The following is a 16,180-nucleotide window of genomic DNA, read 5'->3' on the forward strand; positions in this document are numbered from 1 at the left end:
AAGAGATCGGTGGTGTCCCGGTTGCAATTGGCCGGGACACCACCTGAGGTGGAAACGATGCGGAGCGATGCCGTCAGTTCCGGACGTCAGCCCGGGAAACTCATCAGCTAAGGTCGACGCCGAAGTCCTTGGCGATTCCGGCGAGTCCGGTGGCGTAGCCCTGTCCGACGGCCTTGAACTTCCAGTCACCGTTGTTGCGGTAGACCTCAGCGAAGATCATCGACGTTTCGGGCGCTGCGTCCTCGCTCAGGTCGTAGCGGACGATTTCCTTGTCGTCGACCTGGTTGATTACGCGGCAGTAGGCGCTGCGCACCTGGCCGAAGTTCTGGCCGCGCGTTTCACCCTGGTCGATGGAGACCACAATGACAACGCGTTCGACGTCGGCCGCCACCACGGAGAGATCGATCAGGATCTGTTCGTCGTCACCGGCGCCTTCGCCGGACCGGTTATCGCCCAGGTGGGTGACGGAGCCGTCCGCGGCAGCAGGCTGGTTGTAGAAAATGAAGTCCGCGGAGGACCGGACTTTGCCGTCCGCGGCAATCAGGAGGGCGGAGGCGTCGAGGTCGAAGGCTTCACCCGTCGTCGTCCGCGGGTCCCAGCCCAGCCCCACTACAGCCTTGGACAGGCCTGGTGCGGTCTTCGTCAGGGACAGATTGCTGCCTTTGGTAAGGGTTAGTCCTGCCATGTTTGTACCATTCCTTCGTGTTGAATCGGTCTTGCGAACTAGTCCAGCGAAATGCCGAAATCCGTGGCGATGCCGTGGAGGCCGGTGGCATAGCCTTGGCCAACCGCCCGGAACTTCCATTCGGCACGGTTGCGGTAAATCTCGGCGAAAATCATTGACGTTTCAGGTGCCGCGTCCTCGCTCAAATCGTAGCGGACCACTTCCTGGTCCGTGTCCTGGTTCAGCACACGGCAGTACGCGCCTCGGATCTGGCCGAAGTTCTGGCCGCGGGCATCTGCCTGGTCGATGGAGACAACGATGACAACGCGGTCCACATCTGCGGCGATCAGGCTGAGGTCGATCAGGATCTGTTCGTCGTCGCCGTCGCCCACGCCGCTGCGGTTGTCGCCCAGGTGGACCACCGAACCGTCTTTGGCCTGTAGTTGGTTGTAGAAGATGAAGTCGTCCTGGGACCGGACCTTGCCGTCCGCCCCGACCAGGAGCGCCGAAGCGTCCAGGTCGAAGGCTTCGCCGCTGGTGGTCCTCGGGTCCCAGCCAAGGCCGATCAGGGCCCGTTCCAGCCCCGGATCGGCCTTGGTGAGGGAGAGATTATTGCCTTTGGTAAGAGTCAGACTCGACAAAATAGGGGACCCTTCGAGCTGCTAGAGGACGGCAGCGGCCGGTGCAATCAGATCCGCGACCGAGCGGCCCTGGGCACGCTCGCCGATGGCCTTGAAGGTCCACCCCGCGCCGTCGCGGGAAACCTTGGACATGATCATGGCCGAATGGGTGCCCGAGTCGGTCAGCTGGTACTTGGCAATCTCCGGGCTTCCTGCCGTGGAGTCGTCCACCAGGCGGCAGAAGGCATTCTGCACCTGGTCAAAGGTCTGCCCGGTGTAACTGCTGATGACGAAAACGATGTGTGACACGGCCGGGGAGACGAGCTCCAGGTTGACCAGGATGGTCTCGTCATCGCCGGCGCCGTCGCCCGTCAGGTTGTCCCCGGTGTGGCGCGTGGAGCCGTCTTTGCTCTGCAGCTGGTTGTACCAGACCTGATCCAGCGACTTGCCGGCCGCGTCAAAGAAAATGGCCGACGCATCGAGGTCCACCTCCACGGTCTTGGCCTTTCCGAAAAAGCCCTTTTTGACCGGAGCCGCCGAATCCCAGCCCAGCCCCATTTTGGTTTTAGTGAGCGAACCGCCGTCTTTTTTGGTCAGCGACAGCGACTGGCCCTTCTGCAAGCTCAATCCCATAATTTCTCAACCTCCAGCTAGTTTGAAAATACCCGCGTCCTCAAGTCCCAACGAGCCCGCCCATGCTCTAGTTCCTTGTTTACATGTGAAGTTAGCGGGGCTGAGGACTCAGACCATGCCGATCAGGCCGGGTTCGAGAGTGATCCTAGCCGGAATAGGGATAAGTTCGCAGCCGCCTTACGCTGGCGGCATCAAAGTGGCGACGAATGCATGAACCCACGGTAAACGCCAGGGCAATTGAGGAATTTTGGGTAACCCGGCGTCCGGGACGGATACGCTCCAAATGGAGTCGTGGCGCGGGCGGAGCCTGACAAGGCGGCCGTGTATGGTCTCGTCTAATTGGCGAATTCAGAAGGGACTGAATTCATTTGGGGGGAAAAAATGACAGACATTAAGTATCAGGCGCGCCTGCAGGTGCTGTCCCAGTGGGCCACTGAGGCAGCCGGGCAGGGTCATCTTGTTCCGCGCATCGCGGATCTGGAGGCCATCTCCGCGGCGAGGACCGTCGAGGCCCCGGGGGTAAGCAGGGAGGCCGTCGAGCCATGGTTGCCGACAATCCAGTGGCTGTTGAAGCAAGCGGCCTTTGGTGTGGTGGACGCGCATGTTCAACTCCCCGACGAATTGTCGCGTCCCATGGGTGCGGCCCGCGCTCTCCAAGCCCTTCCAGCCGACGAAGAGCCAACCGGCGAAGACTCAATCGACGCGCCACCGCCGCCGGCGCTGGAAGTCAGCCTCGTGGCAGTCGACGCCGCCGAAGCCGTCACAGTGGTCGCGGAGATCAAACCCGTTCCGCCAGCCGCCAAGTTGCCGAAGTGGGAGTCCGAGGCCCATGAGCAGGTGAAAGCTGCCGTGCAGCGATTTAACCGGCCACTCCACGATCTCCTGACCCGTGACGCCAACGAGGGCGATACCCGTCTCTTGATCACTGACATGCTCTGCGAGGGTTTGGGCTATGACAAGTTCCGTGACCTGACCACCGAATACATGGTCAAGCAGGATTTCGCGGACTATGGCGTCAGGATTGATAAGCAGCTGATTGCCTTCATCGAGGTCAAGCGGGTGAGCCAGAAACTCAGTGAGCGCCACCTTCGCCAGGTCCAGATGTATGCGGTCAACGAGGGTGTGGAATGGATGATCCTCACCAACGGCCAGGTCTGGCAGGCCTACCACCTCACCGGCGGGCTCCCCGTGATTGTGAATCTCGCCTTCGAGGTTGACCTCCTCGGCCCTGAATCGCTGGAGGAAAAAGCGGACAAAATGTTCTTCCTCCACCGCGAAGCGCTCAAGCGCCGCCGGATCGATGAGCTGTGGAAGCACCGTGCGGCAACGTCGCCGGATGCGCTTCTGGAGCTCATTCTGTCCGACTCGGTGCTGGACGTCATCCGCAAGGAGATCAAGCGGAATACCGGGATCACCACAACGGTCCAGACGCTGGCGGTCGTGATCCGCACAGAGATCGTTGACCCGAAGCTTCGGAACAACTGGTAAATCCTGGTGGTACTCAACGGACGACGGCGGGACCTCCGCCGTCGTCCACTCTCGTTTGGTGCCACTCCCCTACAGCGCCCGCCAGCCGCCGTCGGGCGCGCAGGGATGACCTGCTGGGGTCGGGGGCCTAATCGTCCAGCCGCACACCGCGGAGCAGCAGGAGTGTCCCGCCCACCACAACGGCTGACGCCAGGAAAACTCCTCCTGCGCCAAGCCCTGCCGCCACCACGCCGATGGCACTGGGCAACACAACCTGGCCCACCCTGTTGCCCGCCAGCCGCAGTGCCAATGCCCGGCCGCGTTGCCCCGCCGGAGCCTGGGCTGAAAGCCAGGACATGGTGAGGGGCTGGCCGATGCCGAGCCCCAAACCCAGTACAGCCATGACCACAAACAGCAGCCACACCGGCATGGGAATTGCGGCCGCGGAAAGGGCCACTGTGGACAGCGCCAGGCTGAAAACCATCAACCGCATGCGCCCCAGCCTCCGGGACATCTGCCCCAGCACCAGCCGGGACACCATGGAGAACACGGCGCGGGTGGTGAGCATCAGGCCCACGGTTGCCGCGGTGAGCCCGCGCTCGGCGCCGAGTGCGGGGAGGTAGACCATGGTCAGGTCCACCACGGCCAGGACGGTGGCGCTGGTGGCCAAAGCCCGGGCGACGCCGGGTGTCTTCAGCAGCGAAACAACACCGCCCTTGCCGCCGGCACCGTCGCCCACAGCACCCTTCCGTTTCCGGCTGCTGACCCTGCCCGATACGCCAAAGGTGGTCACAAACAGCACCAGGCTCATGCAGGCGGAGAGGAAGAAGATCGCCTGCGTGTCGGGGCGGACGGAGGCGCCTCCCACCAGGGAAATCGCCAACGGACCCAGGGCCTGCCCCAGCGATGCGGCGAATGTCAGGTAGCCGAAGGCGGAGTCCATCCTGGACGAGACAGCGTTGTTTGCCACCACGGCCTGCTGCCCCACCACACAGGCAAGTTGGCCGGCGCCGAGGAGCGCGGTTCCGATGACCAGGGTGACGATCGATGACCCCCACAGCAGCAGGAAGATAGAGCTGGCAAGAACGACGGCGGATCCGATCGCCATCAGCCGGCGCTCACCCAGGCGGTCCACCAGTCCGCCTGTGGGGACGGCGAGCAGCAAGGGAAAGACGGCGTAGCTGGCGGCGAGGAGACCCAGCGCGAACCCGGGAACATCCAGCTCAAGTGCGCGGTAGGTGGCGGCCGGACGGACCAGGAAGGTCACGGCCTGGATCAGGGCGGAATGAGTGAGGAGGGCTGTGGCCGAGCGGCGTCCGAGTTCGCCGATCATGAGACGGCGAGGCTGCTGCCGGTGATGGCGCGCAGCGCCGCGTCCCGGGCGCCGATGACGTGGTCAAAGGCAAGCTTGGCGGCCTTTTCAGGGTTGCCGGCGGCCACCGCATCCACCAGGATCCGGTGCTGCGCCAAGGCCTGGTCCCGGCGTTCCTGCGTGCTGTTGGTGAAGTGGCGGTACCGCTCCATCTGGCTGGAAATCTGGTCATGGAACCGCCGGGCCCACGAATTCCCCGCCAACTCGGCAATCTTTGCGTGCAGCGCCATGCCCTGGGTCATGGCGTCATCGGCAAATTTCACCATGGCGGCGTTGCGTTCAAGGATGCCGTTGAGCACGTCGATGTCGGCAGCCGTCGCTTTGCTGCAGGCCTGCCGAGCCATGAGCGATTCCATCGCCGCACGCACCTCGTACAGCTCGGAAATCACTGCCTCGTCGAGGGCGGGAACCAGCACACCACCGGTGGGCTGCTGTTCCAGCAGGCTCTCCGAAATGAGCCGCCGGATGGCCTCCCGCAGCGGCGTCCGGCTCACCTGCAGCGCCTCAGCCATTGCCGGCTCGTAGATGCGCGCCCCGGGCTTCAGCTCAAGGCTCAGGATCTGCCGCTTCAGCTCCGTGTAAACAACGTGTGCCCCGGTATTCCGGGCCGGTGAATCTGCCATGTGTTGACCTCCAGCTTCCAGCATACTTGTATACATCTATACAATGTGCGGTGCTTTCGTGGCAATGAACTGCCGGATCCACTGGATGGTTTTCGGACGGTCCAGATGGAGGCCGTGGCCCGCGCCGGGAACCCTGATCAGGGTGGAACGCCGTATGTGCTGATGAAGCTGGATGCCGTTGGGCAGGGGCGTCAGTGCGTCGTCGGTTCCGTGGAGTATGAGCGTGGGCGCTTCGATGGCCCCGAGATCGCTCCACGCGTCGTGTTCCCGGCTGGCGCGGAAGTGGCGGGACTTGGCCCACGCGGTTGCCCTGGAATTGAAGAAGGTGCGGACCGCTTCCGGGTGGTTGGCTATCCACTCCGGATCGAAGAACAGCGGCGCAAGGCGTGCAGCGTCCCCGCTCACCAGTGCTTCCATGGCATCCGCCGAGGGCCCCGCCCCGGCCAGTCTCCCGCCGCTCGTTGCGGCAAGGATCAGCGCACCGACACACTGCGGATGATCGATGGCGAGCCATTGGGCGATTCTGCCGCCCATGGAGTGGCCGTAGACGTGGGCGGTCTCGGCGCCCGCAGCTGTGAGGACGGCAGCGGCGTCGGCGGCCAGGAGCCTTGTGGTGTAGCGGCCAGCCTCGCCGTTGCTGCTCCGGCCGATCCCCCGGTGGTCAAAGCGGATGACGCGGAAGTGCTCCGCCAGACCCTCCGCCGCCGGTCCCCAGCCGTCCAGGGCTGTTGCCTGGCCGGCGATCAGCAGCATCGGCTCGCCGTGCCCCTGTTCGGTCCAGGCCAACCGCGCACTGTCGGCGGCAAGGGCAATGTTCACGGTGCCACTTTATCGTTGCGATTGCGGGGCGACCGCACGGTTCAGCAGGCATAAGCTGATAACAGCACGTCTCTTCCAGCACCGGGGAGGTCATCATGGGCACGGAAACCGCCGTAGTGATCGGTCATGATGTCACCACCATTACCTGCGTCTGCGGCAACACCGTCAGCCAGGACGGATTGATTCAGGCCAACTCACAGGGCGTCCCCGTCCATAACGGTGAGGGCACCCCGGTCCCCCCGGAGCTGGCGGCGTGGCCTGAGGATGAGGACCTCTATACCCTGTGCCCGGCATGCGGCCGCGTGTACCGCGACTCGGTCATTGAAGAGACTGGGACCGCGCCCGTTGCTTTCCGGGTGGACGTCGCCGCCGGCCCAATTGCCGACGCGATCCGGGTCCATTGGAACCTCAGCTCCTAGCCCGCACCCCGGCCCTCGCGGGCCACTTCCTCCAGAATCCGGCCTGTCGGCGACGCAGTCATCAGCTGCCCTATCACCTCGGGCTTATCCCACACGTCGCTGCGGAGCCGATCCAGAAAGACGTTCGCAGCATCCTTCGTGTCGAAGTCAAGGAGCACGGCCACGCTGTTCTGGTCCTCTGTATCACGGAACAGGCGGACAGACGTGGCACCCGAGGCGGCGCGGCCTGCAGGATCGCTGTCGAATACTTTCTTGAAAGCTTCGTAGTCCCGGACCGGATAGCTGATCTGCAAGGTGAACATCGTCGTTCCTTTCCCTCGGGCTGTGTCAGGTCCAAGATAGGCCTTCCAGCGTCATCCCGGTAGGGCCGGAAGGCAGGGGTGCCGAAGTCCATGGTGGCGGGGTGAAAATGATGGAATGAGCTCCGCATTGACACGAAACCGGCCCAAAAGCCGCCTGCCCGTCCGGGACCGGGGTCCCGCCGTCGGCGTTTGGCTGGCGCTGCAGTGAGTACGTTCGTCCTGATCCCGGGCGCGGGCGGCACCGCTTGGTACTGGAGCCACGTCGTTCCGCTCCTGCAGGAGGCCGGCCACCAAGCCGTGGCGGTCGATCTGCCCGGCGACGACGAAAGCGCCGGGCTCGCCGAATACACGAGCCTGGTTGTGGAAGCCATCGGTGAGCACCACACGGTGGTGCTCGTTGCGCAGTCGCTGGGCGCCTTCACCGCTCCGCTGGTGTGTGAAAAGGCTTCCGTCGGGGAGCTGGTGCTGGTGAATGCGATGATCCCCGTTCCGGGCGAGACCCCGGGCGCGTGGTGGGACAACACCGGATGGGCTGCGGCGCAGCAAAGCGCGGCGAAGGCCCATGGCTACAGCATCGAGTTCGACACAGACACCTACTTCCTGCACGACGTTCCCCCGAAAATCGCCGCTGAAGGGGAGCCGCATCAGCGCCCTGAAGGAAACGCCGCCTTCGAATCGGTATGTAGCTTCACGGCGTGGCCGAGTATCCCGATGCGCGTACTTTCCGGCAGGGGAGACAGGTTCTTCCCCCTGGACTTCCAGCGCCGGATCGCCCGTGAACGCCTCGGCATCGAGCCCGACGTAGTGCCGGGCGGCCACCTTCTGTCCCTGGCCAACCCCGAGGGTGTAGCCCAGTACTTGCTGCGTGGTTGAACGAGAGCACACGGCTTCGCGCTGGCGATGGCTGCTCCTCTTGGCGAGCGGACGACGGCGGGGCCTCCGCCGTCGTCCGCTTCCGCTTTGTCAGGCGTCGTCGTGTGCGAGGTTGCTGGAGAGTTCGCGGTGCGCGTCGGCCTGGTCCTCGAGCGCCGCGGCCCGGGCCTCGAAGACGCCCACGGCGTCGGCTCCGGCGGCGAACCGCAGCGGCGGCTCGTCCAGTTCTGCGAGCTGGATCAGCGCGTTGGCGAGCTTGGCCGGGTCCCCGCCCTGCTGGCCGTCCATGCTCTGCCACGCCTTGACCGTCTGCTCGGTGCGGTCGGCGTAGTCCTCAATGGTGGAGTCTGCGTAACTGGTGGACTCCGGCGTGAGCAGCTCAGTACGGAAGAACCCCGGCTCCACGATCATGCTGTGGATGCCGAACGGGGCGACCTCGGGGGCCAGCGATTCGGCCCAGCCCTCCACCCCGAACTTCGACGCGGCATAGGCCGACAGGAACTCGCCGCCTGCCATGCCTGCGGTCGAGGAAATGGTGACCACAAGGCCGGAGCGCTGGGCGCGCAGGACCGGCAGGGCCGCGCGGGTGACGTTCATGGGACCGAACATGGTGGTTTCGATCTGTGCCCGGAAGTCTTCCGGGGTGATTTCCTCGAAGAATCCGGCGTAGAAGTTGCCGGCGTTGTTGACGAGGACGTCGATCCGGCCGAACCGGTCCACGGCGGCCTGGACGGCGGCGGCCGCCTCGGCGGGGTCGGTGACGTCGAGCTTCACGGCCAGCAGGTCATCGTGTTCGCCGACGGCCTGGACGACTTTTTCGGGGTTGCGGCCGGTGGCGACCACGGCGTGCCCGGCGGCAAGGGCTACCTTCGCGATGTCGGTGCCCAGCCCGCGGCCAGCGCCGGTGATGAACCAGACCTTCTTGTTGGCTGTGTTGTCGTTTTGCAAAGTGGTGGTGTTCTGGTCAGTCATGTGTAGGTTCGGTCTTTCCTTGGGTGCGTCCCGGCTGCGCGTGAGAGCGCGCGGGGGCGGTGGATCCGCCGGCAGGATCGCCTGCGGTGGTTGTTTCGGGCGGCGATGCCGCCCAGCTGGCGAGGAAGGCCAGCGCGTTTCCGGAGGCGGAGGCTGGCTCCGCGGTGAAGGTAAACAAGGTCTGTCCCTCGTCGCCGGGGAGGTGGAGCGTCTCGAACTGCAGGGACAGGTCTCCGGCGACCGGGTGGTGGAAGCGCTTGGTTCCCGTGGTGTGGATCCGCACGTCATGCCCGGCCCAGAGCGCGGCGAACAGACTGCTGCCCGTGGTGAGTTCGCCGACCAGCTCGTTCAGCGCCCGGTCGTGGGGATTCCGGCCCGTTTCCAGGCGAAGCATCGCCACTGTGGTGGCCGCGATCGCGTTCCAGTCGGGGTAGAAGTCGGTTGCTCCGGGGTGGAGGAAGAGGTACCGTGCCTGGTTCGGCAGCCGGCCCGGTCTATCCGGCCCCGTCGACACAGCCGAGTTAAATACCTCCGCGTACAGCGCCCGTCCCAGCAGATTGGCAGCGAGGACGTCGCCGCGGCCGTTCTGCACCATGGCGGCCACTCCGGTCATCCCGTCCAGCAGCCGCAGCACCCCGGGACGGACCCGCTGCTGCGGCAGCCGGCGTGGCGTCCGGCGCGACGGCGTGTTGGCCGTCCGTGCCAGGTCCATCAGGTGGGCGCGCTCGGCCTCATCCAGCTGCAGGGCTGAGGCCACAGCTTCGAGCACCGAATCGGAGACGCCGCGGAGGCTGCCGCGTTCCAGCCGCGTGTAGTAGTCCGTGCTCACCCCCGCGAGCTGCGCCACTTCCTCCCGGCGCAGGCCCGGCACACGCCGCAGGTCCCCGTAGCTGGGGGTGCCAGCCTTCTCCGGGCTGATCTTCGCGCGGCGCGAGATCAGGAACTCACGAATCTCTTCTTTTCTGTCCACACCCACCACGCTACGCAGCACGAGGAGGCGGTGGCAGTGTCCATCAGACACCCCCAGCCCTGCCGGAGACAGAAGCCGTCAAGGAAGAAACAAAACGCCCGACGGCGGGGGCCTGCCGCCGTCGGGCGTTTCCGTTTGAGGAAGGTCGTCCCTCTAGTGCGTCAGGTCCTTGCCCTTGGTTTCCGGAAGTTTCCAGGCCACCACAGTGGAGATCGCCAAGAGTGCAACCACGTAAACAGTGAAGGCTGAGGGTCCGAAGGCAGCGTTGGACCAGCTCTGCAAATACGGTGCCGTACCACCAAAGATTGCCACTGCTACCGCGTACGGCACTGCCACGCCGACGGTGCGGATCCGGGTGGGGAAAAGTTCGGCGAAGACTGCCGGGGTGACGGCCAGCGTGGCTCCCATCAGCAGCAGGATGAGGGTTGCCGGGAGGAACAGGGACCAGAAGCTCTGGCCTACGGTGTTGACGAGGAGCGGGAACAGCACGATGGGCGCACCGGTGCCGATCATCATGCTGGCGCGGCGGCCGAAGCGGTCTGAGAACCTGCCCCAGAAGGGCAAGGAGATGATCAGGACCACGTTGCTCAGGACGCTCGCCAGCAGTGCCGTTCCCTGATCCATCTTGTGGATCAGGACGGCTTGCTGGACTGCACTCACGGACCACACGTAATAGCAGACGGTGGCACCGATGCCCAGGCCGATGACCCGGAGGGCCGAGCGCCAGTTCCGGCGGATTTCGGGCCAGATCGGCGTACGAACGGTGGCCTTGGCGGCCGTGAACGCTTCGGTCTCCTTCATCCGGGACCGTGCGATGAGGGTGTACAGGCCCAGCACGGCGCCAATGATGAAGGGGACGCGCCAGCCCCAGGCCTGCATGTCCTGCTTACTCAGCACGAGGTTGAGGAGGTAGCCGAAGAGCAGCCCGATCACGATGCCGGATGTCCCGGAAACATAGATCAGCGAGGACCACAGGCCTCGGCGTGCCGCCGGGGCCGACTCCGCAATGTACGTCTGGGCGGACGGCATTTCGCCGCCGTGCGCCAGGCCCTGCAGCAGGCGGGCGGTCAGGAGCACCACCGCGGCCCAGGCTCCGGCGGCGCCGTACGTGGGAACCAGGCCGATCATCAGCGAACCGAGGGACGCCAGGCCCACCGTGGAGATCATGGAGGCGCGGCGGCCTAGGTGGTCGGCCAGCCAGCCGAACACGAAGCCGCCCACCGGCCTGGCGACGAATCCGACGGCGAACACGGCCATCGCTCCTAGGAGCGCGGCCAAGGGGTCCTTGGGGTTGAACACCTCGGTGGCAAAGTAGATGGCGAAGGCTGAGTAGATCCCCCAGTCGTACCATTCCAGGGCGTTGCCCATGCCGGTGGCAAGGAGGGTCTGCCGCTGCTCCTTGGTGGCCTTGATGGGCGCGGCGGTGGTGGGGTTCTGCAGGGCCGAATCCTCGGCCAGCTGATCGCGGGCGCGGGTAGCTGAATCGTGGGTCATGGGGTTTCCTTGGGTGGGAGCCGGGAGAGCCGGGTCAGGCGGCGGCGAGCTGGGCCAGCCGTGCTACGGCGAGCTGGGTGTAGAGGGCGGTTCCGTCCACCAGCACGCTGTCATCGAACGTGGCGCGGGGTGAATGGTTGAAGGCTGCGTCCTGACCGCCGCCAAGCGGGGTGGCGTCCAGGCAGACGAAGCTGCCCGGTACCCGGGCCAGGACATCGGCGAAGTCCTCGGAGCCGCCCAGCGGTGCCGGCAGCGTGTGGTGGCGTTCGGCGCCGAAGAGCTCATGGATCTGTTCGGCGGCAAAGGCGGTGTGGGCTTCATCAGTGACGGTGACGCGTCCTCCCACGTGGTAGTTGATGTCCACTTCCAATCCGTGGGCTGAGGCGATGCCTTTCAGCAGGCGCGGGATGGCCGACTGCATTTTGGTGCGGGCTTCGTCCGAGTACATCCGCAGGCTGGCACCGAATTCGGCCGTGTCCGGGATGACGTTGATGGCCTCGCCCGCCCTGACCATGCCCACCGAGACCACTACGGGATCGTGGGCGTTGAACTGCCGAGTGACCATGTGTTGGAGGCCCAGGATCATTTCGGCCATCACGGGGACGGGATCCTTTGCCTGGTGTGGCGCCGAGCCGTGGCCGCCCCTGCCGATGACCTTTACGAAGAGGGCGTCGGCGGCGGACATCATCACTCCGGCCCTGGTTTCGAACCGGCCGGTGTTGCCACCTGCGCTGAAGACGTGCAGCCCATACGCGGCGTCGGCCTGGCGGCCGGACAGCTCCAGGATGCCTTCCCCGATCATCAGCGGGGCGCCGGCCAGCTGTTCCTCCGCCGGCTGGAACATGAGGACGACGTCGCCCGCGAGCTGGTGCCGCCGCTCGGCAAGCAGCCGCGCGGCGCCCACCAGCATGGACGTGTGCAGGTCGTGGCCGCAGGCATGCATCCGGTTCGGCGTCGTGGACGCGAAGCCGACGCCGGTTTCCTCCTGCAGCGGCAATGCATCCATGTCGGCGCGGAGCAGGACAGTGGGGCGGTCGACGGCGGACGGGTCACCGGCGGTGCCGCGCAGAACTGCTCCCACGGAGGTGAGCCCCTTGCCCAGAGTGATTTCCAGCGGCAGGTCGGACAATGCCTCCAGCACCTTCTCCTGGGTGCGGGGCAGCTCCAGGCCCAGTTCGGGATGGCGGTGCAGGTCGTGGCGCAACTGGACGATGTCGCCGTGGAGCTCGCGGGCGTCTTCAAGAATTCGGGCGACGGACACGGAGTGTTCCCTTCGGATGAACGGGGTTGTCCACTAACTGTGGATTGGCTTCCTTCGAGTATGTGAGCTGCGCTACCTGCCGTCCATGACCTATTTCGCAGCAATTGCATGCCGTTCCGGCATGAAGCGGGCTGGGCAGGGCAAACTTCAGTCCAGCGTGAATTCCGGCGCCCCGGGAACGGAGGCCAGGAGTTTGCGCGTGTACTCGTGCTGCGGGTCGCGGTACACGGCGTCGATGGTGCCCTCCTCCACGATGCGGCCCTGGAACATCACCACCACGTCGTCACAGACTTCCTGCACCACGGCCAGGTTGTGCGAGATGAACAGCATGGCGCTGTCCACGGTGCCGCGCATTCCCTGCAGCAGCCGGACAATGTCCGCCTGGACCGACACGTCCAGCGCAGACGTGATCTCGTCGGCAATAACGAGTTTGGGCTCCAGCATCAGCGCCCGCGCGATGGCGATCCGTTGCCGCTGCCCGCCGGAGAACTCATGCGGGTACTTGTCCGCCACGGAGGGGTCCAGCTTGACCCGCTCAAGTGCCGCGGCGATGGCATCCCGATGCCTGACCGGGTCGGCTCCCCGAGGGTCCAGGGCCTCGGCCAGCGTCTGGCCGGTAGTGCGCCGCGGGCTGAGCGACGAGTACGGGTCCTGGGGAATGTACTGGACTTCCCGGCGCATCTGCTGCCGGGCTTTGCCGTGCACTTTGGTGAAATCCGCATTGCCGATGAGCACTTCACCGCTGGTGGGCCTGTTAATCCCCACCAGCGTCTTGCCGAGTGTGGACTTCCCGGACCCGGATTCGCCCACCAGGCCAACCACCCTGCCCGCCGGCACGGCCAGGGTGACGTCCTTCAGGACATGGGCCGCGCCAAAGCTGACGTTCAGCTTCCGTACCGCTGCGGCGTGGGGTGCCCCTGCCGCCGTCGGCGCCTCAGTGACAGCAATGTTGGTGTGTGGGTTCATGGTGTGTCGGCTCCTGCGGTGGCCGGCGTGCGGCCGAGATCCAGGACGGGGATCGCGGCCAGCAGTGCCTTGGTGTAGGGGTGGTGGACATTCCGTGCGGCCAGCTGTGCGGAGGTCAGCCGTTCGACGATCTCGCCGGATTTCATCACCAGGATGGTGTCGCAGAGCGCCTCCACCACACCCAGGTCATGCGAGATGAACAGCATCGCCGTTCCCTGTTCCCGGTGGATCCGCCGGAACTGGCGCAGGACTTCAGCCTGCACGGTGACGTCCAGTGCCGTCGTCGGCTCATCTGCCACGATCAGTTTGGGCGAGGTGACGATGGACGCCGCGATCATGGCCCGTTGGCGCATGCCGCCGGAGAGCTCATGGGGGTGCTGGCGGAGCCGCTTGGCCGGCTCGGTGATGTTGACGGCGGCGAGCGCTTCGGTGATGACCTTCCGGGCCGCGGCACCACCCATGCCCAGATGGGTGCGCAGGACCTCCGTCAGCTGGGAGCCCATGCGCAGGGAAGGGTTGAACGTGGTGCCGGGGTCCTGGTAGACGATGCTGATTTCCTTGGCCAGCCGTGACTGGTGGGGTTCGGCCAGCATGTTCATGTCCGCCACCCGCAGCAGACCGGCCTCAACGTCGAGGTCCTCGGAAGGCAGGCCGGCGATGGCCATCGCCGTGAGTGACTTTCCGGAGCCGGACTCCCCCACGAGCGCCACCACCTCGCCGGGGTTGATGGTGAAGGACACACCTTTCACCAGTTCCTGGCGGCCCGGGATGCTGATCCGCAGGTTCTCCACCCGCACCAGCGCTTCGTCCGCTGCCGGGACGGCTACCGTTCTGTTGCGCTGCAGGGTCTGGCGGAAGAACCGCCGTTTGGCCCTGGGGTCCGCGTGGGCGGCGAGCGCGTCGCCGATCAGCATGACCGACAGGCCAGTCAGCGCGATCATGATTGACGGACCCACGGCCTCAATCGGCTGGGTGTAGAGCGCGCCGAGGCTGTCATTGAGGAGCCGGCCGAAATCATACTCCGGGGACTGCACGCCAAGCCCGATGAAGGACAGGGCGGAGATTTCCACCAGGGACAGGGCGAACACAGTGGCGGAGAGGATCAGCAGCGGCTCGGCCATGTTCGGCAGCATGTGCCGCACGGCGATGCGGACCGGGCTGACGCCCAGGAGCCGGGCCGTGACCACGTATTCGCTGCTGGAGACGGAGGAGGCCAGGTTGGCCGTGATCCGGGCGAACCCTGGGATCCCGGCGATCCCGATCGCGATGACCGCCGAGGAAACCCCGGGTTCGAGCACTGCGGCGATCACCAGTGCGAAGATCAGGCTGGGGTAGGCCACAGCGGTTTCCAGGACACGCAGGGCAGCCTCCCGGACGCGCCGGCCGGACAGCCAGATGGCAAGGCCAATGACGGCGCCTGCCAGCACCGTGATCGCGGCCGCCCCTGCGGTCATGAGCAGGGTCAGCCGGGTGGCCACCAGTGCGCGCGCCAGCAGGTCCCGGCCGAAGTCATCGGTGCCCAGCCAGTGCGCGGCGCTGGGTCCCTGGGCGGCGTTGGGGGTCAGCTGCTCGGCTGCCTGCTTCAGGGTCAGCGGTGCAATGACGGCGATGAGGATCAGGGCAATCATCAGCACGGCGCCGGTCACCATGGCGGGAGTCCAGAACTCCCGGCTCCTAAACCTAGACGTCATGGGTGGTTCCTCCGAGGTTGCGGGGGTCGATGATGGCCAGGATCAGGTCCACCAGGATGATGATGAGGGTGGCCAGCAGCCCGAGGACCAGGATGATGCCCCGGATCACGGGGTAGTCGCGCTGCAGGATGGCGTTGACGATTCCCTGCCCCAGCCCGGGCCAGGCGAACACGGTTTCAATCACCACGGCGCCGCCCAGCTGTGCAGCCAGGATCAGGCCGGAGAGGGTCAGCGTGGTGGTCACCAGGTTCGGCAGGACGTAGCGTGCGTTGGTCCGCAGCACGCTGAGCCGCCAGCCGCGGGCCGTGCGGATGTAGTCCTTCTCCAACACCGCCGCTGTTTCGCGACGCACGATCCGCGAGATCACGCATGCAGGCCCCAGCATCAGTGCCGCCGTGGGTAGCACCAGCGAGTTCAGTGTTGCGGCGCCGGCTGCCGGGAACCAGCGAAGTGTCACGGCAAACACCACCACCAGCAGGGTGGCCACCACGTACTGGGGAACGGAGTAGATCAGGCTGGTGGCGAAGTTGAACCCGGCGTCCAGCCATCTGTTCCGGCCGCCGCGGGTCAGGATGGCCACCGTCATTCCCAGCGGCACGGCTATGGCCAGCAGCAGGACGATGGCCAGAAGTGCGATCTCCGCGGTGAACGGGAACCGTGTGAAGATCAGGGCGGACACGCTTTCACCGCTGATGAACGAGGCACCCATGTCCAGGCGCAGGACGCCGGAAACGTAGTTCAGGAACTGGGTGAGGAGGGGCAGATCGAGGCCCAGCTCGGTCCGGACGGTGGCAATCTGCGCGGGGCTGGCGCCCTCACCGGCGGCGATGACGGCCGGGTCCCCGGGGATCAGCGGGACAATCAGGAACGTCACAATCACCAGGACGGCGAAGGAGAGCAGCAGCCCGCCGAGCCGGCGCAGCGAGAATCCCAGCCACGGGTGGCGGAGGTAGCGGCTCCCCGCACTCCCGGCGCCAACGCCGGGAGTGCGGGAAGCATCAGCAATGCTTGGAGCAGTCATGGCTGGTAACCGG

The 16,180-nt window shown here is 65.6% G+C and carries 17 protein-coding genes; 3 read left to right on the forward strand and 14 right to left on the reverse strand.

Features of this window, described 5'->3' with window-relative positions; all coding sequences use genetic code 11:
* Window positions 1-103: 103 nt before the first annotated feature.
* From J2808_RS10050 to J2808_RS10060, 3 genes are read right to left on the reverse strand one after another with little or no spacing between them, the layout of a single operon-like run.
* Window positions 104-685 (reverse strand): TerD family protein, encoded by a 582-nt coding sequence (locus tag J2808_RS10050; protein WP_309815415.1) that lies wholly within the window; start codon window positions 683-685, stop codon window positions 104-106.
* A gap of 38 nt (window positions 686-723) precedes the next feature.
* Window positions 724-1,305, reverse strand: coding sequence for a TerD family protein (locus tag J2808_RS10055; RefSeq protein ID WP_309815416.1), 582 nt, complete (start codon window positions 1,303-1,305; stop codon window positions 724-726).
* A 21-nt stretch (window positions 1,306-1,326) separates the two neighbouring features.
* Window positions 1,327-1,917 (reverse strand): TerD family protein, encoded by a 591-nt coding sequence (locus tag J2808_RS10060; RefSeq protein WP_309815417.1) that lies wholly within the window; start codon window positions 1,915-1,917, stop codon window positions 1,327-1,329.
* 381 nt (window positions 1,918-2,298) lie between these two features.
* Between J2808_RS10060 and J2808_RS10065 the strand changes: the two genes are divergently transcribed.
* A complete protein-coding gene (locus J2808_RS10065; protein ID WP_309815420.1) occupies window positions 2,299-3,405 on the forward strand; it encodes a type I restriction enzyme HsdR N-terminal domain-containing protein in 1,107 nt (368 codons plus the stop codon).
* A 127-nt stretch (window positions 3,406-3,532) separates the two neighbouring features.
* On the opposite strand, the gene J2808_RS10070 is transcribed toward J2808_RS10065, so the two are convergent.
* Genes J2808_RS10070 through J2808_RS10080 form a run of 3 tightly spaced genes read right to left on the reverse strand, consistent with a single transcriptional unit; the run spans window position 3,533 to window position 6,198 of the window.
* Complete coding sequence (locus tag J2808_RS10070) at window positions 3,533-4,717, reverse strand: MFS transporter (protein WP_309815422.1); 1,185 nt, start codon at window positions 4,715-4,717, stop codon at window positions 3,533-3,535.
* Window positions 4,714-5,379 (reverse strand): GntR family transcriptional regulator, encoded by a 666-nt coding sequence (locus J2808_RS10075; RefSeq protein WP_309815427.1) that lies wholly within the window; start codon window positions 5,377-5,379, stop codon window positions 4,714-4,716. The genes J2808_RS10070 and J2808_RS10075 overlap by 4 nt, the downstream gene beginning before the upstream one ends.
* A 36-nt stretch (window positions 5,380-5,415) precedes the next feature.
* Window positions 5,416-6,198, reverse strand: a complete 783-nt coding sequence (locus J2808_RS10080; RefSeq protein WP_309815429.1) for an alpha/beta fold hydrolase — start codon at window positions 6,196-6,198, stop codon at window positions 5,416-5,418.
* A gap of 95 nt (window positions 6,199-6,293) precedes the next feature.
* Here J2808_RS10080 and J2808_RS10085 point away from each other — a divergent pair, with 95 nt between their 5' ends.
* Window positions 6,294-6,617: a hypothetical protein gene (locus J2808_RS10085; protein ID WP_309815431.1), complete on the forward strand. Its 324-nt coding sequence runs from the start codon at window positions 6,294-6,296 to the stop codon at window positions 6,615-6,617.
* Here J2808_RS10085 and J2808_RS10090 read toward each other — a convergent pair.
* Window positions 6,614-6,919 carry a hypothetical protein gene (locus tag J2808_RS10090; protein WP_309815433.1) on the reverse strand — a complete coding sequence of 102 codons (306 nt, stop codon included), beginning with the start codon at window positions 6,917-6,919 and terminating at the stop codon, window positions 6,614-6,616. The two genes, J2808_RS10085 and J2808_RS10090, sit on opposite strands and share 4 nt — an antisense overlap.
* Before the next feature lie 204 nt (window positions 6,920-7,123).
* On the opposite strand from J2808_RS10090, the gene J2808_RS10095 reads away from it, so the two are divergent.
* Window positions 7,124-7,792, forward strand: a complete 669-nt coding sequence (locus J2808_RS10095; RefSeq protein ID WP_309815436.1) for an alpha/beta fold hydrolase — start codon at window positions 7,124-7,126, stop codon at window positions 7,790-7,792.
* A gap of 90 nt (window positions 7,793-7,882) precedes the next feature.
* Here the strand turns inward: J2808_RS10095 and J2808_RS10100 are convergent, their stop codons facing one another.
* The 7 genes from J2808_RS10100 to J2808_RS10130 form a co-directional block, all read right to left on the reverse strand.
* Window positions 7,883-8,764 carry an SDR family NAD(P)-dependent oxidoreductase gene (locus tag J2808_RS10100; RefSeq protein ID WP_309815438.1) on the reverse strand — a complete coding sequence of 294 codons (882 nt, stop codon included), beginning with the start codon at window positions 8,762-8,764 and terminating at the stop codon, window positions 7,883-7,885.
* Window positions 8,757-9,734: a helix-turn-helix transcriptional regulator gene (locus J2808_RS10105; protein WP_309815441.1), complete on the reverse strand. Its 978-nt coding sequence runs from the start codon at window positions 9,732-9,734 to the stop codon at window positions 8,757-8,759. Before J2808_RS10105 ends, J2808_RS10100 begins: the two co-directional genes overlap by 8 nt.
* Before the next feature lie 153 nt (window positions 9,735-9,887).
* Complete coding sequence (locus J2808_RS10110; protein WP_309815444.1) at window positions 9,888-11,228, reverse strand: MFS transporter; 1,341 nt, start codon at window positions 11,226-11,228, stop codon at window positions 9,888-9,890.
* Window positions 11,229-11,262: 34 nt separating this feature from the next.
* The gene (locus J2808_RS10115; RefSeq protein ID WP_309815447.1) at window positions 11,263-12,489 is read right to left on the reverse strand and encodes a M20 metallopeptidase family protein; all 1,227 of its coding nucleotides are present in this window, start codon (window positions 12,487-12,489) and stop codon (window positions 11,263-11,265) included.
* A gap of 147 nt (window positions 12,490-12,636) precedes the next feature.
* Window positions 12,637-13,455 (reverse strand): ABC transporter ATP-binding protein, encoded by an 819-nt coding sequence (locus J2808_RS10120; protein ID WP_309815450.1) that lies wholly within the window; start codon window positions 13,453-13,455, stop codon window positions 12,637-12,639.
* Window positions 13,452-15,146, reverse strand: a complete 1,695-nt coding sequence (locus J2808_RS10125; RefSeq protein ID WP_309815452.1) for a dipeptide/oligopeptide/nickel ABC transporter permease/ATP-binding protein — start codon at window positions 15,144-15,146, stop codon at window positions 13,452-13,454. The genes J2808_RS10120 and J2808_RS10125 overlap by 4 nt, the downstream gene beginning before the upstream one ends.
* Entirely contained in the window at window positions 15,136-16,167 is a 1,032-nt protein-coding gene (locus J2808_RS10130) for an ABC transporter permease (RefSeq protein ID WP_309815455.1), read from the reverse strand. Before J2808_RS10130 ends, J2808_RS10125 begins: the two co-directional genes overlap by 11 nt.
* Window positions 16,168-16,180 lie beyond the last annotated feature (13 nt).

Origin of the sequence: Pseudarthrobacter sulfonivorans (genome assembly GCF_031454915.1) — a bacterium.
Taxonomy (GTDB): Bacteria; Actinomycetota; Actinomycetes; order Actinomycetales; family Micrococcaceae; genus Arthrobacter; species Arthrobacter sulfonivorans_C.